The organism is Comamonas sp. CAH-2 (assembly GCF_009668305.1).
Lineage (GTDB): Bacteria > Pseudomonadota > Gammaproteobacteria > Burkholderiales > Burkholderiaceae_C > Comamonas > Comamonas aquatica.
In genome coordinates this window covers 1-21,370 of sequence record NZ_VSWF01000022.1, presented here as the reverse complement: position 1 = coordinate 21,370, position 21,370 = coordinate 1, and the positions used below count along the sequence as shown (strand labels likewise).

Below are 21,370 nucleotides of genomic sequence, written 5' to 3'. Positions count from 1 at the left end.
ATCTCGCGCATGACATCCCCTCAATCCATCCCCACGCCCGGTGACGCGCCACCGCGACTGCAGCTGGTGGGCATCACCAAACGATATCCGGCCGTGGTGGCCAACGATGGGGTATCGCTGACGGTGCAGCCCGGCGAAGTGCACGCGGTGCTGGGTGAAAACGGCGCTGGCAAGTCCACGCTGATGAAAATCATCTACGGCACCGTCAAGCCCGATGAAGGCCAGGTGCTGTTCGATGGCCAGCCGGTGTACATCCGCAATCCGCAGGAAGCGCGCCAACTAGGCATTGCCATGGTGTTCCAGCACTTCAGCCTGTTCGACACGCTGACCGTGGCCGAGAACGTGTGGCTGGGCCTGGACAAGTCCATGTCTTTGGCCGAGGTGACGCGCCGCATCCAGTCCAAGGGTGCCGAGTACGGCATGGACATCGACCCCTCGCGGCCCGTGCACACCCTGTCGGTGGGCGAGATGCAGCGCGTGGAAATCATCCGTGCCCTGCTGACCGACCCGCGCGTGCTGATCCTGGACGAGCCCACCTCGGTGCTCACGCCCCAGGCGGTGGAAAAGCTGTTTGTGGTGCTGAAAAAACTGGCATCCGAAGGCTGCTCCATCCTCTACATCAGCCACAAGCTGCACGAGATCCGCGAGCTGTGCACGGCCTGCACCGTGCTGCGTGGCGGCAAGGTCACGGGCTACTGCAACCCGCAGGAGGAAAGCAACGCCTCGCTGTCGCGCCTGATGATCGGAGCCGAACCCGCCTCCCTGCAGCACCGTGCGGTGCAGGCCGGCGCCGCCGTGCTGCGCGTCCAGGGCCTGAGCCTGGCCAAGCAGGACCAGTTTGGGGTCGACCTGATCGACATGCATTTCGAGGTGCGCGCCGGCGAGGTGGTCGGCATTGCAGGGGTCTCGGGCAACGGCCAGCAGGAACTGCTGTACGCCCTGTCCGGCGAGGACACGCGCGCCGAGGCCGGCATGGTCCAGGTGGCCGGCCAGGCGGCGGGGCGCATGAACCCACGCCAGCGCCGTGCGCTGGGCCTGCACTTCGTGCCCGAAGAACGCCTGGGGCGCGGCGCCGTGCCGGCCATGGGGCTGGCGCACAACATGCTGCTGACGCGCGATGACGCGGTGGGGCAGGGCGGCTGGCTGAGCATTGCCAAGCTGGAAGCGCATGCGGCCGACATCATCCGCCGCTTCGGCGTCAAGGCCGGCGGCCCGAACGCCCTGGCCAAGTCGCTGTCGGGCGGCAACCTGCAGAAGTTCATCGTCGGTCGTGAGATCGACGCCAAGCCCAAGCTGCTCATCGTCTCGCAGCCGACCTGGGGCGTGGACGTGGGCGCGGCGGCACAAATCCGCGGTGAAATCCTGGCCCTGCGCGATGCGGGCTGCGCCGTGCTGGTGCTCAGCGAGGAGTTAGACGAATTGTTTGAAATCAGCGATCGCCTGCACGTGGTGGCCAAGGGGCAGCTCAGCCCGTCGCTGGACCGTGCGGAGGCCACCTTGCAGTTGGTGGGAGAGTGGATGAGTGGTTTGTGGAATGCCGACGTGCAGCAGCACCTGGCGCAGGTGGAGGCGCAGTCGCGCAATGGAGGGGCCCAGCATGTTTAAGCTCGAACCCCGTCCCCAGGTGTCCAGGTTCTGGACCTATGGCGCGCCGATCCTGGCCTTGCTGATCACGGTGGCCGTCGGCGTGTGCCTGTTCGCGGCCCTGGGCAAGGACCCGGTCAAGGGCCTGCAGGCCTTTTTCTGGGAGCCCATCAAGACCAGCTACGCCCTGGGCGAGTTGGTGATGAAGGCCACCCCCCTGCTGCTGATCGCGCTGGGCCTGGCCGTGTGCTTCCGCTCCAACATCTGGAACATCGGCGCCGAAGGCCAGTTCGTGATCGGTGCAGTCACGGCGGGCGGCGTGGCGCTGCTGGCCGACAAGACCACAGGCCCCTGGATCGTGCCGGCGATTTTGCTGGCCGGTGTGCTGGGCGGCATGGTGTGGGCAGGCATTGTGGCCTTGCTGCGTGACCGCTTCAACGCCAACGAGATCCTGGTCAGCCTGATGCTGGTGTACGTCGGGACCCTGGTGCTGGGCTATCTGGTCTATGGTCCCTGGAAGGACCCCATGGGCTACAACTTCCCGCAGTCCAAGGCCTTCGAGCGCGTCACCCAGATTCCCAAACTGATTGAGGGCACGCGCGTGCACATCGGCACGCTGCTGGCGCTGGCAGGGGCTGCGGGCCTGTGGGTGTTCCTGTTCCGCACCAAGGCCGGCTTTGCCCAGCAGGTGGGGGGCATGGCCCCGGCCGCGGCACGCTATGCCGGCTTTTCCTCGCGCCGCGCGCTGTGGACGGCGCTGCTGATCTCCGGGGGCGCCGCCGGTCTGGCGGGTGCGCTGGAGGTGGCGGGTCCGATCGGCCAGCTCACGCCCTATGTGCCGGCCGGCTACGGTTTCGCGGCCATTATTGTTGCCTTCGTGGGGCGCTTGCACCCCGTCGGCATGATTTTCTCTGCCATTTTGATGAGCATGTTCTACATCGGTGGTGAGCTGGCGCAGTCGCGCCTGGGCTTGCCCAAATCTCTGACGGGTGTCTTCCAGGGGCTGCTGCTGTTTGCCCTGCTGGCCTGCGACACCCTGATCGCGTACCGCGTGCGCTGGGTCGGTGCCAAGTCGGGCGCAGTGAAGGGAGCCCAGTGATGGATGCCTACGCATTGCTGTTTGCTTCCACCCTCAGCGCGGGCACCGTGCTGGCGCTGGCGGCCCTGGGCCTGCTGATCAACGAGAAGGCTGGGGTGATCAACCTGGGCGCCGAAGGCATGATGCTGTGCGCGGCACTGGCGGGCTTTGCCGCCGTGGTGCACACCGGCAGCACGCTGGTCGGCTTTCTGGCCGGCATGGGGGCCGGGGCCCTGCTGGCGGCCATCTTTGGCGTGCTGGTGATCTGGCTGAACACCAACCAGTCGGCCACCGGGCTGGCCCTGAGCCTGTTTGGTGGCGGTTTCTCTGCATTTGCAGGCCTGAACTATGTGCAGGCCAAGATGCCCGAGACCCCCAAGTTCGCCATCCCCTACCTGGCCGACCTGCCCGTGGTGGGGCCCGCGCTGTTCCGCCACCACCCCCTGGTGTACGGCGCCATCGTGATCGCGGCGCTGCTGGTCTACTTCCTGTACCGCACGCGTGCCGGCCTGGTGCTGCGCTCGGTCGGCGAGTCGCCCGAATCGGCCCACGCCCTGGGCTACAACGTGCGCATGATCCGCCTGGGGGCGGTGATGGCGGGTGGCGCGCTGTGCGGTCTGGCGGGGGCCTATGTGTCGACCGTCTACACCCCGTTGTGGGTCGAAGGCATGGTGGCCGGCCGCGGCTGGATTGCACTGGCGCTGACCACGTTTGCCACGTGGAGGCCCGGTCGCATTTTGCTGGGCGCCTACCTGTTTGGCGGCGTGACCATGCTGCAGTTCCACCTGCAGGCCACCGGCGTGCACATTGCCAGCCAGCTGCTGAGCATGCTGCCGTACATCGCCACCATCGTGGTGCTGGTCCTGATTTCACGCAATCCGGCATGGATTCGTGCGAACATGCCGGCTTCGTTGGGCAAGCCTTTTTACCCCGGCTCTTAAACAGGGCCTTACATCAACGACGCTGGTGTCTGCTGCCCTGGGCAGTGGACACGCAAAGCGCGCAGCGGGCTGTTTCAGCCCGCTTTCTACATCAACGTCGAGGAAACACTCCATGTCCAAACTGCACAAACGCACTGTGCTGAAGATGGTGGCACTGTCTGCTGTCTCCGTGGCCACCCTGGCCGCCTGTGGCAAGAAGGAAGAAGCTGCACCAGCTCCTGCCGCCGCACCGGCCGCCCCAGCGCCGGCCAACGCCGAGCCCCTGAAGGTTGGCTTCGTGTATGTGAGCCCGATTGGCGACGGCGGCTGGACATTCCAGCACGACCTGGGCCGCAAGGCCATCCAGGAGAAGTTTGGCGACAAGATCGTCACCAGCTTCGTGGAAAGCGTGGCCGAAGGTCCGGACGCCGAGCGTGTGATGCGCGACATGGCCGCCCAGGGCAACAAGCTGGTGTTCGCCACCAGCTTCGGCTACCAGGAGTTTGTGCAGAAGCTGGCCCCCGAGCTGCCCGGCGTGAACTTCCAGCACGCCACGGGCTACAAGCAGGCGGCCAACAGCGCCACCTACGATGCCAAGACCTTCGAAGGTGCCTACATGGCCGGCATCGTGGCCGGTGGCATGACCAAGACCAAGACCATCGGTGTGGTCGCGTCGGTGCCAATTCCTGAAGTGGTGCGCAACATCAACTCCTTTGTGCTGGGTGCGCAAAGCGTCGATCCCTCGATCAAGGCCAAGGTGGTGTGGGTGAACTCCTGGTTCAGCCCACCCCAGGAAGCCGAAGCGGCCACCAGCCTGATCAACGGCGGCGTGGACGTGATGTACCAGAACACCAACTCGCCCGCCGTGCTGAAGACGGCGGAAGAGCGCGGTGTCTACGCCTTCGGCAAGGATGGCGACATGAGCGCCTACGCGCCCAAGGCCCACCTGGGCTCGGCCGTGATCAACTGGGCGCCTTACTACACCAAGGTGGTGCAGGACGCGCTGGACGGCAAGGTGGAGAACGGCCAGAACTTCTGGTGGGGTGTGAAGGAAGGTGCGATGGATCTGGTCAAGATCTCGGACGACGTGCCCCAGAACATCAAGGACAAGGTGGCTGAAGTGCGCCAGGGTCTGAAGGACGGCACGTTCCAGATCTGGAAGGGCCCGCTGAAGGACAACACCGGCAAGGAACTGCTGGCCGATGGCCAAGTGGCCGACATGCCCTTCATCACCAGCATCAAGTTCTACGTGAATGGCGTGGAAGGTACCGTACCCGGTACCGGCAAGTAAAGCTGCCCACTGCACGGCCATCTGCGCCGTGCAGTAGATACCCAGGCCTCCGTTTGTCGGAGGCTTTTTTGTGGGCGACAGGCGGTGGCATGCATCTTGCGGTGCGCTCTGAATGCAACGCTTGCCGTCTGCGTGCCGGATCGCTGGATGGATTTCGACACACCGGCATTAGGATGTGATGGGCTTTTGAAAAAGTGCACTGGTTTTGTGCAACCATCACGCCCTCAGCAAACGGAGGCATGCCTGCGGGCAAGCCACCGTGCGCTGCAGACGCTGCTGCAGTGGTTTGCTACTCCCCTACATAAGGACGATTCATGACTGACCTGAACAAACGTTCCCTGTTCAAACTGGCCGCCGTGTCGGCGCTGACCGTGACAGCCCTGGCGGCGTGCGGCAAGAAAGAAGAAGCCGCTCCCGCACCTGCGGCAGCCCCTGCGGCCGAAGCGCCTGCCAAGGCCGAGCCCTTGAAGATCGCTTTCGCCTACGTGGGTCCCGTGGGGGATGGTGGCTGGAGCTTCGCGCACGACACCGCCCGCAAGAAGATGCAGGACGCGTTGGGTGACAAGGTTCAGACCAGCTATGTGGAGAGCGTGCCCGAAGGCCCCGACGCCGAGCGCGTGCTGCGCGACCTGGCCAGCCAGGGCAACAAGCTGATCTTCGGCACCACCTTCGGCTACATGGATTCGCTGCAGAAGATCGCCCCCGACTTCAAGGACGTCAAGTTCGAACACGCCACCGGCTACAAGACCGCCGAGAACGTGCGCACCTACGACAGCCGCACCTACGAAGGTGCCTACATGGCCGGCGTGATCGCCGGTGGCATGACCAAGTCCAACACCCTGGGCGTGGTGGCATCGGTGCCGATCCCTGAAGTGATCCGCAACATCAACTCCTTCACCCTGGGCGCGCAGTCGGTCAACCCCAAGATCACCACCAAGGTGGTCTGGGTCAACGAATGGTTCAGCCCACCCAAGGAAACCGAAGCCGCCACCAGCCTGATCAATGGCGGTGCCGACATCCTGTTCCAGAACACCGATTCGCCCGCCGTGCTGAAGACTGCAGAGGAAAAGGGCAAGCGCGCCTTCGGCTGGGATTCGGACATGACCGCCTACGGCCCCAAGGCCCACCTGGGTTCGGCCATCATCGACTGGTCGCCGTACTACATCAAGGCCACCAACGATGCACTCAATGGCACCTGGACCACGGGCAGCAGCTGGTGGGGCGTGAAGGAAGGTGCGATCGACCTGGTCTCCGTGGCCGCCGACGTGCCCGCCGAACTCAAGGGCAAGGTGGACGAAGTCAAGGCCGGCCTGAAGGCAGGCACCTTCCAGATCTGGAAGGGCCCGATCGCCGGCAATGACGGCAAGGAAATCCTGGCCACTGGCGCTGTGGCCGACGACGCTTTCCTGTCCGGCATCAACTTCTACGTCAAGGGCGTGGAAGGCAAGGTGCCCGGTCAGTAAGGACTGGCATTCGGGCCTGGATCGGGCTCGGATATTGCAAAGGCTGCCCACGGGCAGCCTTTTTCTTTGGAAAGATGCCGTCCATGACGATGAATGTGACCCCGATGATGGAAAAAAACCAATGGCACCCTGTGGCGCTGTCCCAGGCCGTGACCGATGCGCCGGTGCCCGTGCGCCTGCTGGATGAAGACCTGGTGCTGTGGCGCGATGCCCAAGGCGCAGCCCAGGCGTTTGTGGACCGCTGCCCGCACCGCGGCGCGCGCTTGTCGCTGGGCCGTGTCCAGGGCGGCCAGCTGGAGTGCCCCTACCACGGCTGGCAGTTTGCCAGCAGCGGCCAGTGCGTCAAGGTGCCGGCCGTGCCGGCCTTCACCCCGCCCCCACAGCACTGCGTGAAATCCTTTGGCGTGCAGGAAGCCCATGGCCTGATCTGGGTGCAACTGGAGGCGGCCGAGGTGCCGCTGCCGGTGTTCGAGGCCGAGGGCGACGCGCGCCTGCGCAAGGTGAACTGCGGGCCCTACGACGTGCAGGCCAGCGCGCCGCGCATCATCGAGAACTTCCTGGACATGTCGCACTTCGGCTTTGTGCACGAGGGCTGGCTGGGCAGCCGCGATGCGACCGAGATGGCGCCGTACCAGGTCGAGAACACTGCCTGCGGCGTGAAGGCCACCAACTGCAAGGCCGTGCAGCCGATGTCCAACCTGCACTCCACCAAGCCGGCCGAGGTGCACTACACCTACGAAGTCACCGCGCCCTTTACCGCGCTGCTGACCAAGATTCCCGAAGCCGGCAGCAGCAAGGACGGCTGGCGCGAGGCGATCGGCCTCTTCATCTGCCCTGTGAGCCCCACCACCAGCCGTGTGTGGTTCCGCCTGGCCGTGGCAGACTTCGAATCCAGCGATGAACAGCTGCAGGCCTTCCAGCACACCATCTTCACGCAGGACCAGCCGGTGCTGGAGTCGCAGCAGCCCAAGGCGCTGCCCCTGGACCCGCGCGCGGAGCTGCATTCGGCGGCCGACCGCATGTCGTCCGCCTACCGTCGCTACCTCAAGGCCAGCGGCGTGACCTTTGGAGTTTGCTGACCATGAGCTATGCCATTCCCGACGCTGTCCAGCACATGGCTGCGGTCCACGTGCCCGCGCTGCTGCGCACCATGCCCAAGGCCGAGCTGCACATGCACATCGAAGGCTCGCTGGAGCCCGAGCTGATCTTCACCCTGGCCCAGCGCAACCAGGTGGCGCTGCCGTACGCCAGCGTGGAAGCGCTGCGCGCGGCCTATGCCTTCACCGATCTGCAGAGCTTTCTGGACATCTACTACGCCGGGGCCAGCGTGCTGCTGCAGGAAGTCGATTTCTACGACATGGCCATTGCCTACCTGGCGCGCGCCGCTGCCGACCACGTGGTGCGTACCGAGATCTTCTTCGACCCCCAGACCCACACCGAGCGCGGCGTGCCCATGGCCTCCGTGATCCACGGCCTGTCGCGCGCCTGCAAGGACGCCGAGGCGCGCTGGGGCATCAGCGCGGTGCTGATCCTGAGCTTCCTGCGCCACCTCAGCGAGGAAGCCGCCTTCGAGACGCTGGAGGCCGCCCTGCCGTACCGCGAGCACTTCATCGGCATCGGCCTGGACAGCTCGGAGCGCGGCAACCCGCCCGAGAAATTCGAACGCGTGTTTGCCCGCTGCAAGGCACTGGGCCTGCACCTGGTCGCCCACGCGGGCGAGGAGGGGCCCCCCGCCTACGTCTGGGGCGCGCTGAACGCCCTGCAGGTGGAGCGCATCGACCACGGCGTGCAGTCCGAGCAGGACCCGGAACTGATGCGCCACCTGGCCGCCACGCGCATGCCGCTGACGGTGTGCCCGCTGTCCAACCAGAAGCTGTGCGTCTTCCCCGACCTGCGCGACCACAACCTGCCGCGCCTGCTGGCGGCGGGGCTGAACGTGACCGTCAACTCGGACGATCCGGCCTACTTTGGCGGCTATGTGAACGACAACTACCTGCAGCTGTTTGCCGCCACCGGCATGGGTGCGGTGCAGGCCTACCAGCTGGCCCGCAACAGCCTGGAAGCGACGTTCGCCAGCCCGGCCCAGCAGGCTGCCTGGGTGCAGCAGCTGGACGACTGCGTGGTGCAGCTGGCCCAGGCGTCCTGAGGCGACGCGGCATCGGGCTTGGTCTGCCGTGGCGGCACAGGATCCGCGGTGCGCAGGCCATGCTGAAAACATAGCGCACAGCGCTTTAAGAACAAGGGGTTGAGGTGCATAAGCACCTCAACCCCTTGATTCATCTACGCAGCCTGCTATGGCTTATGTAATGGCCTGCAGGGCGGCCTGCAGCTGCGCGGCATAGGTCTGCAGCGCCTGGGCGCCCGGTTCCTTGCGCGGCCAGGCCAGGGCCACGCCATCGCCTGTGTGGCGCGGCAGCACATGCAGGTGGAAGTGGAACACCGTCTGCCCGCCGGCGGCACCGTTGGCCTGGAACAGGGTGATGCCATCGGGGGCGAACGCCGCCTCGGCCGCGGCAGCCACGCGCTGCGCGGTCTGCATCACGGCGGCGGCTTCCTCGGGGGTCAGGTCCAGCACCGTCACCGCATGGCGCTTGCTGGCGACCAGCACATGGCCGGGGTTGACCTGGCCGATGTCCATGAAGGCCACGGTCAGCGCGTCCTCATAGACCTTGGCGGCGGGGATGTCGCCGGCTACGATCTTGCAGAAGATGCACTGTCCGGGGGGCGAGGTGTCCACAAACATGGGCATGGCAAGGGGCTCCTGAAAATAGGGGAAAGGGTTCTTGCCGCCATCGTAGCCAGCTCACCCCGGGTGCCGCCAGTGTGGTTAGCCCCCGGCACGCAGGGGCGGGCAATCGGCGCTAGAATCCGCTCCCTTCGCGCACCGCCTTGCTCCAGTGGCGCGTGAATTCATTGCTTCTGGAGCCATGTAGAGGAACACCATGTACAAAAACCTCGCAGCCACGCTCGTGGCCGCCTGCGTTATCGCCCCGTCTCTGGCGCAAACCGCCGCCACCCCTGCCACCCCCAGCACCGCGCCCCTGAAGGCCGCCTTTGTCTACGTCACGCCCGTGCTGGATGCCGGCTGGACGCGCCAGCACGAAAACGGTCGCCTGGAAATGCAAAAGGCCCTGGCCGGCAAGGTGCAGTCCACCGCCGTGGAGAACGTACCCGAAGGCCCGGACGCCGAGCGCGTGATCCGCGACCTGGCGGCCAACGGCCACCAGCTGATCTTTACCACCAGCTTTGGCTACATGGACCCGACGCTGCGGGTCGCCAAGGAATTCCCCCAGGTCAAGTTCGAGAACGTGACCGGCTACAAGCTGGCGGACAACGTGGCCACGGGCAACGCGCGTAACTACGAAGGGCGCTATTTGTCCGGCATCGCCGCCGGCCGCATGAGCAAGACCGGCGTGGCCGGCTTTGTGGCGGGCTTCCCCATCCCCGAAGTGCTGCAGGGCATCAACGCCTTCACGCTGGGCATGCGCAGCGTCAACCCCAAGGCCCAGGTCAAGGTGGTGTGGCTGAACGCCTGGTTCGACCCACCGCGCGAGCGCGATGCCGCCATGACGCTGATGGACCAGGGCGCCGATGTGCTGTCCTTCCAGGTGGCGACCACGGCCGTGATGGCTGCTGCGCAGGAGCGCGGCAAGATGGCGATCGCCTTCCACTCCGACATGCGCAAGGACGGGCCGGACGCCCAGTTGCTGGCCGTCACCCACCAGTGGGGCGGCTACTACACCCAGCGCGCCAAGGCCGCACTGGAGGGCCGCTGGAAAAGCGCCGACACCTGGGGCGGTGTGAAGGAGGGCATGGTGCGCGTCGAGGCCTTCGGCCCCAAGCTGCCCGCTGCCGTGCGCGACGAGGTGCTGGCACGCCAGCAGCAGATGGCCCAGGGCAAGCTGCAGCCGTTTGCCGCACTCCAGGCCGACGTGAAGGACAACCAGGGCCAGGTCCGCATTCCCAAGGGCGTGCAACTGAGCGACACCCAGCTGCGCCAGATGGACTGGCTGGTGGACGGCGTGCAGGGCAGCGTGCGCTGAACGCGGCGGGCCTGCCATACTGGGGCGTGCTGCGGCAGTGGGTGGCAAATCCCTATGCCGCGGGCCCCAGGTTTGCTTGAAAATAAGGAGCATCTGGCGCGCTTTCCATATAGGGTTTGGCATGTTTCATGCATGAATTCCTGGGAAGCCCCGCGCTGACCGCCCCTGAACCCGTTTGTTGCCCCGCTCCGTGCCCATGCCCACCCAGATCTACCGCAGTGCCTTGCTCCGCTTTGCCGACGACGGCAGCCCCCTGTATGACAGCGACGGCCTGCTGGCCGTGGCACCGGATGCGCATGGGCAGCAGCGGGTGCTGGCAGCCGGCAGCTGGCAGGCGCTGCAGGCGCAGTTCGTGGGGCTGCCGGGGGCGCAGGTGGTCCACCTGCCCGGCAAGCTGCTGGCCCCGGGCTTTGTGGACATGCACATCCATTACCCGCAGACCGATGTGATCGGTGCGCCGGCCGATGGCCTGCTGCCCTGGCTGGAGCACTACACCTTCCCGCACGAGGCGCGCTTCCACGACCGGGCCTATGCCGACGGCGTGGCGCAATTTTTCCTGGATGAGCTGCTGCGCAACGGCGTGACCACGGCGCTGACCTTTGCCACCTCGCACCCCGCATCGGTGGATGCCATCCTGACGGCCGCGCAGCAGCGCGGCATGCGCATGATCGCCGGCAAGGTGCTGCAGGACCGCCACAGCCCCGATGGCGTGCGCGACGACACCGAGCAGGGCCTGATCGACACCGACACCTTGATCCAGCGCTGGCACGGCGTGGACCGCCTGGGCTACGCCATCACGCCGCGCTTTGCGCCCACCAGCAGCGAGGCCCAGCTGCGCGGCGCGGGCGCGCTGGCCGCCCAATACCCGGACGTGTGGGTGCATTCGCACGTCTCTGAAAACCTGGATGAAATCCGCTGGGTGCGCGAGCTGTACCCGCAGGCGCGCAGCTACCTGGACGTCTACCACGGCTTCGGCCTGATGCGCGAGCGCGCCGTCTACGCGCACTGTATCTGGCTGGATGCCGCCGACCGCGCCCTGCTGTGCGAGACCGGCACGGCCGCCGCCATCAGCCCCACCAGCAACCTGTTCCTGTCCAGCGGCTACTTCGATTACCTGCAGGCCGATGCCGCCGGTTTCAGGTACGGGCTGGCCAGCGACGTGGGCGGGGGCATGAGCTTTTCGCCCTTCCGCACCATGCAGGCCGCCTATGTGGTGGGGCGCGAGCAGCACAGCAAGCAGGGCCTGAGCCTCAAGCCCGGCCAGCTGTGGTGGCAGCACACCGCCGGCGCGGCGCGTGCCCTGGGGCTGGAGGGGGTGATCGGCAACCTGCAGCCCGGTTGCGAGGCCGACTTCGTGGTCATCAATCCGGCCTGCACGCCCTTGCTGGCGCGCAAGACGCAGCAGGCGCAGTCGCTGGACGAACTGCTTTTTGCCATGATCGTGCTCGGGGATGACCGGCTGATTGAGCAAACCATTGTTTCTCAAGCAAAATAGGGCCCTTGCGCTGGTTGTATAGCCGCATGGCGCTATCAAAAAACAAGCGAACAGGATTTTCCCAATGAGCATCAAGAGCGACAAATGGATCCGCCAGATGGCGGAGCAGCACGGCATGATCGAGCCCTTCGAGCCCGGCCAGGTGCGCCAGGTCGACGGCAAGAAGGTCATCAGCTACGGCACGTCCAGCTACGGGTACGACATCCGCTGCGCCCGTGAATTCAAGGTCTTCACCAACATCCACAGCACCGTGGTGGACCCCAAGAACTTCGACGAGAAGAGCTTTGTCGACATGGAAGGCGACTACTGCATCATTCCGCCCAACAGCTTTGCGCTGGCCCGCACGGTGGAGTATTTCCGCATCCCCCGCGACGTGCTGACCGTGTGCCTGGGCAAGAGCACCTACGCGCGCTGCGGCATCATCGTCAACGTGACACCCTTCGAGCCCGAGTGGGAAGGCTATGTGACGCTGGAGTTCTCCAACACCACGCCGCTGCCGGCCAAGATCTACGCCGGTGAAGGCTGCGCCCAGGTGCTGTTTTTCCAGGGCGACGAGCAGTGCGAGATGAGCTACAAGGACCGCAACGGCAAGTACCAGGGCCAGCACGGCGTGACCCTGCCGCGCACCTGAGCCGGCTGCACACGGTCTGCCCCCGCCCAGCCGACCTCCGGTCGGCTTTTTTGCGCCTGCGCTAGTCCTGGCGGCAGGCGCGGTTGCGGCCGGTGCGCTTGGCCTGGTACAGGGCATCGTCGGCGCGGCGCAGCATGTCGGTCAGGCCGTCGGCATCGCCCGCCTGCAGGCTGCTGACCCCGGCACTGGCGGTGATGTGCCCGACCTGCGGAATCGGCGTTTCCTCGATGGTCTGCAGCAGGCTGTGGCCCGTGCGCAGCGCATCCTCGCCATCGGTGTCGGGCAACAGCACCACAAACTCCTCGCCCCCGAAGCGCGCCACGATGTCCGCCTGGCGCAGGCGTTTGCGCAGCAGGTGGGCCAGGCTGGTCAGCACCAGATCGCCGGCATCGTGGCCGAACTGGTCGTTGATGTGCTTGAAGAAGTCGATGTCCAGGGTCAGCACGCTCAGCGGGCGGCCGCTGCGGATGGCCAGTGCCAGCGCCACCTGGACCTGGGTCTCGAAGCCCCGGCGGTTGAGCAGGCCCGTCAGCGGGTCGGTGCTGGCCTGGCATTCCAGCTCGGCATTCGCCTGCTGCAGCTCCAGGGTGCGGATGCGCACCTGCTCCTGCATTTCCTCGTTGGCCCGCAGCAGCTTGTGCGTCATCTCGGACAGGGCCTGGGACAGCTGGAACACTTCGCGGTTGCTGTGCAGCAGGGGAAGGCTGTCGATGTCGTGGGTCGTCTGCACGTGGGTGGCGGCCTGGGCCAGCTGTTTCAGGTCGTTGCTGACATGGCGGGCCAGGCGCCAGGCAATCCAGGCAGCGAACAATCCTGCGACCAGGCCCAGGCCCAGTGCCATCCACAGCACGCGGTTGGCGTCGGCATACGCGGTTTCCATCGGCTGGCGTGCCACGATCCACCAGCCCAGGTCGTTCTCATCACTGGGGGGCTGCAGGCGCAAGGCCGCCGTCAGATAGGGTTGGGGGCGGTCGTTCCAGGTGACCAGCTGGGGCTGGGGGGCCGCGCCGGCCATTGCTTTCGGGTAGGTCTGTCCCAGCGCCAGGTAGGGGGCGATTGCTCCGCCGGGGGCGTAGATGAGGGCGCCCGCACGGTCAAAGATGAAGATGGACTGCTGGCTGTCTTTGGCAGGGCCCTGCAGCAAGCGGTCCATCGCGATCTGCACCCAGTCCCAGTTGGCGTGGATGCCGATCACCCCCAGGCGCTTGCCGCTGTCGGACTGGTAGATCGGCGCGACGAAGTCCACCACCCGCAGGGGCTCCCCGGTCGCGCTGCGGGGCAGCAGGTTCTGCAGCAGCACGGCCGGGTGGACGTCGCTGATGTAGGGGCCCCGCAAGGCTTCCTGAAACCAGGGGCGCTCGCTGACATTGGTGCCCTGCAGCAGGCCCCCCGTGGCGTTCTGCACCTGACCATCGATGTCGGTGACACCAATCCACACGTTGTAGGGGTTCAGGTGCTGCATGCGCTGCAGCAATTGGGAGATGGAGTGGGAATCCAGACCTTGTTCCCACAGCTCGGGGGAACTGGCCAGCACCTGGGCCCTGCGGATTTGCTGCTGCAAATCCTGCTGCAGCAGGTTGCCCGCGTTGTGGGCCACGATGCCCAGCGCGGTGCCCGCCTGGTTCTGCAGCCGTGTCTTGAGGACCTCGCCCGCGATGAAGCACACGACCATGGCCAGGGCCGCAGAGAAACTGCCGAAGACCAAGGCAATCTGGGTGCGCAGGCTGCGGATCGGTGGGGGGGGCTCGACCATTGTCTGTGGCGGAACAAGCGGGAGAGTAGGGATGGCTCGGTTATACCGGTCCCGCTCCAGAAAATAAATGCAAACAGCGGCGAACTGTGCGCGAAAGCGGGATTACCCGGAGGCAGTCTGGCGGGAACCGCCTACATGCCATAGGGGGAATCGCAGCCTGGCCGTCCGCGCGGTGCTTTCCTGGCATAGCCTGCGAGCCGGGTCCACAGGCCGCTGCAGACCATGCTGGCCGTGGCCCAGATGGCATGGCGGCCGTGGCAAGGTTCGGGATTGACAGAGGGTGTGCCGGTCCGCACGGGCCTGCCCCACCGGGGAAGCCATGCCGGGTATGCTGCGCACGGGATGGCCCGCAGACGATGAGAGGAACAACCGATGAAATGGGAAGGCAATCGCCAGTCCGACAATGTGGAAGATCGCCGCGGCGACGGTGCACCGATGCTGGGAGGGCGCAGCATTGGCATCGGCACCATCGTGGTGGCCTTGATCGGCGGCTGGGTGCTGGGCATCAATCCTCTGACCTTGCTGGGCGTGCTGAGTGGCGGGGGCAGCGTGGTGCAGGCACCGGCGCCAGCCCAGGCGCCACCGGCCCATGACACCATGGCCCAGTTCGTGTCCACGGTGCTGGCCGACACGGAAGACGTCTGGGGTCCGATTTTTCAGCAAGGCGGCGGTGCCTACCGTGAGCCGCGGCTGGTGCTGTTCCGCGGTGCCGTGCCCACCGCTTGCGGCACCGGGCAGGCGGCCATGGGGCCTTTTTACTGCCCTGGTGACCAGAAGGTCTACATCGACCTGTCTTTTTACGACCAGCTCAAGAACCAATTGGGCGCGCCGGGCGATTTTGCCCAGGCCTATGTGATTGCCCATGAGGTGGGCCACCATGTGCAGCATCTGCTGGGCATCAGCGGGCAGGTGGAGCAGATGCGCGGCCGTGTCAGCCAGGTGGCCTACAACCGCCTGTCGGTGAAGTTGGAGCTGCAGGCCGATTGCCTGGCCGGGGTCTGGGCCCACCATGCCGACCAGCAGCGCCAGATTCTGGAGCAGGGGGACATCGAGGAGGCCATGAACGCGGCGGCCAAGATCGGTGATGATGCGCTGCAGCGTGCGCAGACCGGGCAGGTGGTGCCTGACAGCTTCACCCATGGCACCAGTGCGCAACGCCAGCGCTGGTTCCGCACCGGTTTGCAGTCGGGCTCCGTGCAGGCCTGTGATACCTTCTCCGCCGCCAGCCTGTAGTCCTCACGTTCGGCGGCTGCCGCGCCAGTGTGGGAGGGGACGGCCCATCCAGCTGTGAGCTACCGCCATGGAGCCGGCCTGCGTGCACTGGGCGCAACGGCTCCAATCCTGTGATCCTTGAGGTTGAAAACTGACGGAATCCGCGAGATCACGCTGGATTTAATGACCTCACAAGGTGGTTTCTGTACTCGGTGCGACAATAGCAGGCTCAATGACAAGCTCTTTTTCCTCTTTACTCTTGGCGGAGCCTCTGGCACGCGCCGTGGCCGAAATGGGCTACGAGTCCATGACCCCCATCCAGGCCCAGGCAATTCCGGTGGTTTTGACCGGCAAGGATGTGATGGGAGCAGCGCAAACCGGCACCGGCAAGACCGCTGCCTTTTCGCTGCCGCTGCTGCAGCGCTTGATGCGGCACGAGAACAGCTCGGCCTCGCCAGCGCGCCATCCCGTGCGTGCCCTGGTGCTGTTGCCTACGCGCGAACTGGCTGACCAGGTGGCGCAGCAGATTGCGCTGTATGCCAAGCACACCAAGCTGCGCAGCACCGTGGTGTTTGGTGGCATGGACATGAAGCCCCAGACCTTGGAGCTGAAAAAAGGCGTCGAGGTGCTGGTGGCCACGCCGGGGCGTCTGCTGGACCACATCGAAGCCAAGAACGTGGTGCTCAACCAGGTCGAATACGTGGTGCTGGATGAAGCCGACCGCATGCTGGACATCGGTTTCCTGCCTGACCTGCAACGCATCCTGAGCCACCTGCCCAAGGCACGTACTACCCTGTTGTTCAGCGCGACCTTCTCACCAGAGATCAAGCGCCTGGCCGGCAGCTACCTGCAAGATCCCGTGACCATCGAAGTGGCGCGTCCCAATGAGACGGCGTCCACGGTGGAGCAGCGTTTTTACAGCGCCAATGACGACGACAAGCGCCGTGCGATTTGCACCGTGCTCAAGGACCGCGGAATTCGCCAGGCGTTCATCTTCTCCAACAGCAAGCTGGGTTGTGCGCGCCTGACGCGTGCCCTGGAGCGCGATGGCTATCGCGCTGCGGCCCTGCATGGCGACAAGAGCCAGGACGAGCGTCTGAAGGCCCTGGAAGCTTTCAAGCAAGGGGAAGTCGATCTGCTGGTCTGTACCGATGTGGCGGCACGTGGCCTGGACATCAAGGATGTGCCGGCCGTGTTCAATTACGACGTGCCGTTCAACGCCGAAGATTACGTGCACCGGATTGGCCGCACGGGACGTGCCGGGGCTTCTGGCCTGGCCGTGACCATGGTCAGCAGTTCAGACACCCGGCTGGTGGCCGACATCGAGAAGCTGATCAAGAAGAAGATCAACGTCGAAGCGATTGAATTGCCGGATGCGCGCCGTTACCGCGAGCGCGATCCACGCCGGGATGTGGCTGGCCGCGAAGAGGTGCAGCGCAGCGCCTCCATGCCCAGCACACGCCCGATGCGCGGTGCCCGCCCTGTGCGCAGTGCACCGGCCGATCCTTTCTTTGACAAGCCCTACGAGGCCAGCGACGCCCACACGCCATCCTGGGATGCCGCAGGCAGCACAGGCCCCAAGGCGGTGACCCCTGGCCTGAAGACCAAGCGCAAGGTGGCTGCCCTGTTCAAGCCTGCAGGCAGCTACTGACGCTCCGTTGGCAGCAGAATGAAAAAGCCACGCTTTTTAGCGTGGCTTTTTTGTGGGTGAACGCGTGCCCGTGGCTCACCCAGGTTGCTGCGCTTGATCGCAGTGCACCTGGTGCAGTTGGCGCTCGGTGAAATCATGGCCGATTTCCATGGCGCTGAGACAGCCACCCCAGACGCAGCCGGTATCCAGTGCCATCAGGTTGGGGCGGTTGATCAATCCCAGGGTCGACCAATGGCCGAATGCGACCGTGACATCGCGTGTCCGGCGGTCCGGGCATTCAAACCATGGCACCAGGCCGACCGGTGCCGCCTCGGCCGATTCCGAACTCTCAAAATCCATGGCACCACCGGGCGTGCAAAACCGGATACGGGTCAAGGCATTCACAATCACGCGCAGGCGGTCATGGCCTGTCAGGGTGGCATGCCATTGATTCGGCGTATTGCCATACATGTGCTGCAGAAACTCTGGCAATCCCTCGCTGCGAATATGGTCGTGGACTTCCTGCGCCAGGGCTATCACGTCTTTCAGGCTCCATTGCGGTAAAACCCCGGCGTGGACCATTAACAGCTGCTGCCCCTGGGGATTTTCCAGGCACCGGGCCAAAGGTTGTTGCGCCACCCACTCCAGTAAATCCTGGCGGTCGGGGGCATCCAGAATGCTTTGCAAAGTATCGCGCCGCCCGGGTTTGCGCACCCCATGGGCACTGGCCAGCAAATGCAGGTCATGATTGCCCAGCAGGGGTTTCACCGCATCGCCATATTCCATGCAGCGGCGCAGAACGTCGGCGGAAGCCGGGCCCCGGTTGATCAGGTCGCCCAGCAGGTACAGGGTGTCGCGGCTCGGGGAAAAATCGATGTGTTGCAGCAGGCGCACCAAGGCGCTGTCGCAGCCCTGGATATCGCCAATCAAGTAAGTAGACACTTTTCGATCCGAAAAAATATTGAATGCCATCGGCCATTCAGTGACAGATGGTATCGATCTTATGGCGCTAGAGACTCACCGGGGGTGACCATGCCGTGAATCCAATCGTGAATGTGGTAAATACGTAGTTGTGAATGCGCTTCAGTTGCTGTTGCATGCTGCAGAAATGCATTGAATCATTTTCCGGGTATCTATAATCATTTTCATCAACGAAAGGATGCATGCAAATGACCTCTTACCAAGACCTGCTGAAGCAACGTGACGAACTGGAAAAACAAATCCAGGATGCCCGCAAGCGCGAGCTGATGGACGCTGTGGCCAAAGTGCGGTCGCTGGTGGCTGAATATGGGTTGACGGCCGAAGATGTTTTCCCGCCTGCGCGTGCTGCACGCAGCGGTGGTGCTGGCAGCAAGGTGCCACCCAAATATCGCCATCCTGAAACCGGGGAAACCTGGACTGGCCGTGGCAAGCCTCCAAAATGGATTCAAGACCAGGACCGCAGCCAATTTGAAATTTGATTCAAGCCCGCATCAGCGGGCTTTATTGATTTTAAATATCCCATAGATTTTTTATTTGATGCGGTTGGGGTATTTTCAAATCCGTGACCTGCGGACGCCACTAAATCCGGGGTGTGGTGCCTGCGCCGCGTTCCGCATGAATTGTGGGACCGGTTTGCTGGACGTCAGAGATTGCCGCGCCGGCTCGCCCGCTGCGCACGGTTTCGGCGCCACAATTTAGCGCATGAGAAAACAAGTATTGATTGCTGGTGGCGGCATCGCAGGGATGGCTGCCGCCCTGGGCGCATCGCACGCGGGTTGGGACGCCCGCTTGTTTGAGCGGGCGCAGGAATTCTCCGAGGTGGGGGCCGGCGTGCAGCTGGGGCCCAACGTGGTGCGCCGCCTGCAGGCCTGGGGGCTGCAGAAGGCCCTGCACGCCGTGGCGTCCGTGCCCCAGCAACTGGTGGCCCGCTGCGGCCGCAGCGGCAAGGTGCTGGCCGGCGCACCGCTGGGGCAGAGCATGGTGGACCGCTACGGTGCGGCCTATGTCACCATCCACCGCGCCGACCTGCACAGCCTGCTGTGGTATGCCGCCAGTGAGCGCGCGGATGTGTTCATCAATCCTGGCCAGGAAGTGGTGGAGGTCCTGGGCACCGAGCGCGTGACCACCATCCGCACCTCGCTGAACAAGGAGATCGAGGGGGACGCCCTGATGCTGGCCGACGGGGTGTGGAGCAAGCTGCGTGGCCCGCTGCTCGGCGATGCCAGCCGTCCCCGGGTGTCGGGCCATCTGGCGTACCGTGCGCTGCTGCCCATGGCCGATGTGCCCGCTGGCTGGCGCAGCAACGAAGTGACCGTGTGGCTGGGTCCGCACATGCATGCCGTGCACTACCCCGTGCGCCGCGGGGAGATGATGAACATCGTGGTCATCATCGAGGGCCCCGCCCCCGAGGACATGGAGCACTGGGACCACGCCGCCAATGCCCAGGCCCTGGAGCAGGCGCTGCAGGGCAGCTCCAGCATCCTGCAGGACCTGGTGCGCAGCGTGCCTGCGGCCGGCAAGGCGTGGCGCCTGTGGCCACTATCGGACCGTGCGCCCTTGCAGGGGCCCGAGGGCATGGCCCAGGGCCTGGTTGGGCTGATTGGCGATGCGGCCCACCCGATGCGCCCCTACCTGGCCCAGGGCGCGGGCATGGCCATCGAGGATGCGGCCGAGCTGCAACGCGCCCTGGCCATGGACGACCTGGATGTGGCGCTGCGGTTGCGCCGCTATGCGCTGAACCGTTGGGAGCGCAACGCCCGCGTGCAGGCGCGCTCCATCCGCAACGGCAACATCTTCCACGCCACCGGACCGGTGCGCTGGGGGCGTGACCTGTCCATGCGCCTGCTGGGCGCCCGCCTGATGGATGTGCCTTGGCTGTACCGGGGTGACGGCTCCAGCGCCAGCCTGTTGTAAATGGGCGGCGGCCCCAGGGCTGGGGCGGCTGCGGGGTTGGAACTTGGCATCGCTGGCCACGCTGCGTGGCCCGTGTGCAGGTTATCCCGGCGCACAGGGCGCAGGCCTGCGCCAGCCGTTAGCGGTGGTTCAGCGGAGGCTCAGCGGGGAGTGCCCTTGAGCAGCGGCGAGGCTGGCAGCAGGCGGTAGGCGGTGGAGGCACAGGCCAGCCACAGGGCAATCGTCAGGGCCACGGCGGTGTAGGCCTCCCAGCCCTGGCGCGTGGCCCAGGCGGCCACCACGCCGGTGAACCACTGCATCAGCGCCACGCCCAGGAACATGGACATGGTGAACAGCGACAGCGCCCGCCCGGTCATGTGGTTGGGGTAGGAGGCGCGCACGTCCGCGTACTGCAGCAGGCTGTAGCCCGACAGCAGGGCCATGGCGACCAGGGTCAGCACATTGGCCAGCGGGTGGTGCCACAGCGCCAGGGCCACGAACAGCGCGGCCATCAGCAGCGACAGCCAGCCCAGCCAGGTGCGGCGGCGCAGCGTGCCCGGGTCCAGGCGGCCAAACATGGCGGGCGTGAACAGCGAAATCAGCGACACACCGAACGCCACGTGGCCGCTGCTGACCAGGCTGAAACTGTGGCGGTCCATCAGCAGGGGCCCCAGCCACAGGCCGCGCAGCGACAGAAAGGCCGCGTAGCAGGACATGCCCAACACCAGCATGCCCCAGGTGTGGGGCAGGGTCAGCAGCTCGGCCAGGCGCACAAAGGCCTGGCCCCAGGATTCCTTGCCCGTGCTGGGCACCTGCGGCAGGCGCGGCTCGTGCACCATGGCGAAGATCAGCAGCCAGGACGCCACGCACAGCCCGCACAGCAGCCAGAAGCCACTGCGCCAGCCGCCCAGCTCCACCACCCAGGCCAGCGGGGTTCCGGTGAACAGCAGGCCCAGGCCGCCCACGCCCATGGACAGGCCCGAGAAGAAGGCAAACCGGTCGGCCGGAAAGTGGCGGGCGATGAAGATGGTGCAGGCCAGGAAGGCGGGCGAGCAGCCCACACCGATCAGCAACTGGCCTAGCATCAGCCAGCCGTAGCTGGGTGCGGCGGCCGACACGCCCGCCCCCAGCGCGGCCAGCGGGAAGGCGGTGAGCACGGTGCGGCGCAGGCCGTACAGGTCCATGCCGATGCCCATCAGCAGCTGGGCCACACCAAACGACAGGCCGAATAGCCCGGCGAACGCGCCCAGGGAGCTGGCGCTGATGCCGAAATCCTGCTGCAGCCCCTGCGCCAGGATGGCGGTGATGGTGCGAAACGCCTGGCTGAGCGCAAAACCGCTGAGCAAGGCCAGCAGCATGACCCAGAGCTGGCGGTGCGTGTGCGTCTGGGCGGTGG

At 65.4% G+C, this 21,370-nt stretch carries 18 protein-coding genes; 14 read left to right on the top strand and 4 right to left on the bottom strand.

Features of this window, described 5'->3' with window-relative positions; translation table 11 throughout:
* Positions 1-9: 9 nt before the first annotated feature.
* From FYM52_RS12605 to FYM52_RS12575, 7 genes are all read left to right on the top strand, one after another.
* A complete protein-coding gene (locus tag FYM52_RS12605; RefSeq protein ID WP_154164345.1) occupies positions 10-1,605 on the top strand; it encodes an ABC transporter ATP-binding protein in 1,596 nt (531 codons plus the stop codon).
* Positions 1,598-2,683 carry an ABC transporter permease gene (locus FYM52_RS12600; RefSeq protein WP_043384411.1) on the top strand — a complete coding sequence of 362 codons (1,086 nt, stop codon included), beginning with the start codon at positions 1,598-1,600 and terminating at the stop codon, positions 2,681-2,683. Before FYM52_RS12605 ends, FYM52_RS12600 begins: the two co-directional genes overlap by 8 nt.
* Positions 2,683-3,603 (top strand): ABC transporter permease, encoded by a 921-nt coding sequence (locus tag FYM52_RS12595; protein ID WP_042414096.1) that lies wholly within the window; start codon positions 2,683-2,685, stop codon positions 3,601-3,603. The genes FYM52_RS12600 and FYM52_RS12595 overlap by 1 nt, the downstream gene beginning before the upstream one ends.
* Before the next feature lie 112 nt (positions 3,604-3,715).
* Entirely contained in the window at positions 3,716-4,873 is a 1,158-nt protein-coding gene (locus FYM52_RS12590) for a BMP family ABC transporter substrate-binding protein (protein WP_154164344.1), read from the top strand.
* A gap of 314 nt (positions 4,874-5,187) precedes the next feature.
* Positions 5,188-6,336: a BMP family ABC transporter substrate-binding protein gene (locus FYM52_RS12585; protein ID WP_154164343.1), complete on the top strand. Its 1,149-nt coding sequence runs from the start codon at positions 5,188-5,190 to the stop codon at positions 6,334-6,336.
* Between the two features lie 104 nt (positions 6,337-6,440).
* Positions 6,441-7,415, top strand: a complete 975-nt coding sequence (locus FYM52_RS12580) for an aromatic ring-hydroxylating dioxygenase subunit alpha (RefSeq protein WP_154164367.1) — start codon at positions 6,441-6,443, stop codon at positions 7,413-7,415.
* A 2-nt stretch (positions 7,416-7,417) separates the two neighbouring features.
* Entirely contained in the window at positions 7,418-8,482 is a 1,065-nt protein-coding gene (locus FYM52_RS12575) for an adenosine deaminase (RefSeq protein ID WP_238826202.1), read from the top strand.
* A gap of 153 nt (positions 8,483-8,635) precedes the next feature.
* On the opposite strand, the gene FYM52_RS12570 is transcribed toward FYM52_RS12575, so the two are convergent.
* The gene (locus tag FYM52_RS12570; protein ID WP_154164342.1) at positions 8,636-9,085 is read right to left on the bottom strand and encodes an HIT family protein; all 450 of its coding nucleotides are present in this window, start codon (positions 9,083-9,085) and stop codon (positions 8,636-8,638) included.
* A 193-nt stretch (positions 9,086-9,278) separates the two neighbouring features.
* Here FYM52_RS12570 and FYM52_RS12565 point away from each other — a divergent pair, with 193 nt between their 5' ends.
* The 3 genes from FYM52_RS12565 to dcd all read left to right on the top strand — a co-directional run bounded on the left by FYM52_RS12565 (position 9,279) and on the right by dcd (position 12,505).
* Positions 9,279-10,379 (top strand): BMP family ABC transporter substrate-binding protein, encoded by a 1,101-nt coding sequence (locus FYM52_RS12565; protein WP_154164341.1) that lies wholly within the window; start codon positions 9,279-9,281, stop codon positions 10,377-10,379.
* A gap of 196 nt (positions 10,380-10,575) precedes the next feature.
* On the top strand, positions 10,576-11,874 hold the full coding sequence (guaD, locus tag FYM52_RS12560) for a guanine deaminase (protein ID WP_154164340.1): 1,299 nt from the start codon (positions 10,576-10,578) through the stop codon (positions 11,872-11,874).
* A 64-nt stretch (positions 11,875-11,938) separates the two neighbouring features.
* On the top strand, positions 11,939-12,505 hold the full coding sequence (gene dcd / locus FYM52_RS12555; RefSeq protein WP_042414074.1) for a dCTP deaminase: 567 nt from the start codon (positions 11,939-11,941) through the stop codon (positions 12,503-12,505).
* A gap of 61 nt (positions 12,506-12,566) precedes the next feature.
* Here dcd and FYM52_RS12550 read toward each other — a convergent pair whose 3' ends face one another.
* Positions 12,567-14,258, bottom strand: a complete 1,692-nt coding sequence (locus tag FYM52_RS12550) for a diguanylate cyclase (protein WP_154164339.1) — start codon at positions 14,256-14,258, stop codon at positions 12,567-12,569.
* Between the two features lie 372 nt (positions 14,259-14,630).
* On the opposite strand from FYM52_RS12550, the gene FYM52_RS12545 reads away from it, so the two are divergent.
* Entirely contained in the window at positions 14,631-15,491 is an 861-nt protein-coding gene (locus FYM52_RS12545) for a neutral zinc metallopeptidase (RefSeq protein WP_042414068.1), read from the top strand.
* A gap of 211 nt (positions 15,492-15,702) precedes the next feature.
* A complete protein-coding gene (locus FYM52_RS12540) occupies positions 15,703-17,121 on the top strand; it encodes a DEAD/DEAH box helicase (RefSeq protein ID WP_043384435.1) in 1,419 nt (472 codons plus the stop codon).
* A gap of 75 nt (positions 17,122-17,196) precedes the next feature.
* Here FYM52_RS12540 and FYM52_RS12535 read toward each other — a convergent pair whose 3' ends face one another.
* On the bottom strand, positions 17,197-18,042 hold the full coding sequence (locus tag FYM52_RS12535) for a symmetrical bis(5'-nucleosyl)-tetraphosphatase (RefSeq protein WP_162524717.1): 846 nt from the start codon (positions 18,040-18,042) through the stop codon (positions 17,197-17,199).
* 227 nt (positions 18,043-18,269) lie between these two features.
* Between FYM52_RS12535 and FYM52_RS12530 the strand changes: the two genes are divergently transcribed.
* Positions 18,270-18,560: an H-NS histone family protein gene (locus FYM52_RS12530; RefSeq protein ID WP_043384441.1), complete on the top strand. Its 291-nt coding sequence runs from the start codon at positions 18,270-18,272 to the stop codon at positions 18,558-18,560.
* Positions 18,561-18,783: 223 nt separating this feature from the next.
* Positions 18,784-19,995, top strand: a complete 1,212-nt coding sequence (locus FYM52_RS12525) for an FAD-dependent monooxygenase (RefSeq protein WP_154164337.1) — start codon at positions 18,784-18,786, stop codon at positions 19,993-19,995.
* 140 nt (positions 19,996-20,135) lie between these two features.
* Here the strand turns inward: FYM52_RS12525 and FYM52_RS12520 are convergent, their stop codons facing one another.
* Positions 20,136-21,332: an MFS transporter gene (locus tag FYM52_RS12520; protein WP_154164365.1), complete on the bottom strand. Its 1,197-nt coding sequence runs from the start codon at positions 21,330-21,332 to the stop codon at positions 20,136-20,138.
* Positions 21,333-21,370 lie beyond the last annotated feature (38 nt).

Bases quoted from the DNA above. Each gene is read 5' to 3' on its own strand.
- FYM52_RS12525 (WP_154164337.1), top strand. From the start codon at position 18,784: ATGAGAAAACAAGTATTGATTGCTGGTGGCGGCATCGCAGGGATGGCT.
- FYM52_RS12595 (WP_042414096.1), top strand. From the start codon at position 2,683: ATGGATGCCTACGCATTGCTGTTTGCTTCCACCCTCAGCGCGGGCACC.
- FYM52_RS12570 (WP_154164342.1), bottom strand. From the start codon at position 9,085: ATGCCCATGTTTGTGGACACCTCGCCCCCCGGACAGTGCATCTTCTGC.
- FYM52_RS12590 (WP_154164344.1), top strand. From the start codon at position 3,716: ATGTCCAAACTGCACAAACGCACTGTGCTGAAGATGGTGGCACTGTCT.
- FYM52_RS12575 (WP_238826202.1), top strand. From the start codon at position 7,418: ATGAGCTATGCCATTCCCGACGCTGTCCAGCACATGGCTGCGGTCCAC.
- FYM52_RS12550 (WP_154164339.1), bottom strand. From the start codon at position 14,258: ATGGTCGAGCCCCCCCCACCGATCCGCAGCCTGCGCACCCAGATTGCC.
- FYM52_RS12585 (WP_154164343.1), top strand. From the start codon at position 5,188: ATGACTGACCTGAACAAACGTTCCCTGTTCAAACTGGCCGCCGTGTCG.
- FYM52_RS12600 (WP_043384411.1), top strand. From the start codon at position 1,598: ATGTTTAAGCTCGAACCCCGTCCCCAGGTGTCCAGGTTCTGGACCTAT.
- FYM52_RS12580 (WP_154164367.1), top strand. From the start codon at position 6,441: ATGATGGAAAAAAACCAATGGCACCCTGTGGCGCTGTCCCAGGCCGTG.
- guaD (WP_154164340.1), top strand. From the start codon at position 10,576: ATGCCCACCCAGATCTACCGCAGTGCCTTGCTCCGCTTTGCCGACGAC.
- FYM52_RS12545 (WP_042414068.1), top strand. From the start codon at position 14,631: ATGAAATGGGAAGGCAATCGCCAGTCCGACAATGTGGAAGATCGCCGC.
- FYM52_RS12565 (WP_154164341.1), top strand. From the start codon at position 9,279: ATGTACAAAAACCTCGCAGCCACGCTCGTGGCCGCCTGCGTTATCGCC.
- FYM52_RS12520 (WP_154164365.1), bottom strand. From the start codon at position 21,332: ATGCTGCTGGCCTTGCTCAGCGGTTTTGCGCTCAGCCAGGCGTTTCGC.
- dcd (WP_042414074.1), top strand. From the start codon at position 11,939: ATGAGCATCAAGAGCGACAAATGGATCCGCCAGATGGCGGAGCAGCAC.
- FYM52_RS12540 (WP_043384435.1), top strand. From the start codon at position 15,703: ATGACAAGCTCTTTTTCCTCTTTACTCTTGGCGGAGCCTCTGGCACGC.
- FYM52_RS12605 (WP_154164345.1), top strand. From the start codon at position 10: ATGACATCCCCTCAATCCATCCCCACGCCCGGTGACGCGCCACCGCGA.
- FYM52_RS12530 (WP_043384441.1), top strand. From the start codon at position 18,270: ATGACCTCTTACCAAGACCTGCTGAAGCAACGTGACGAACTGGAAAAA.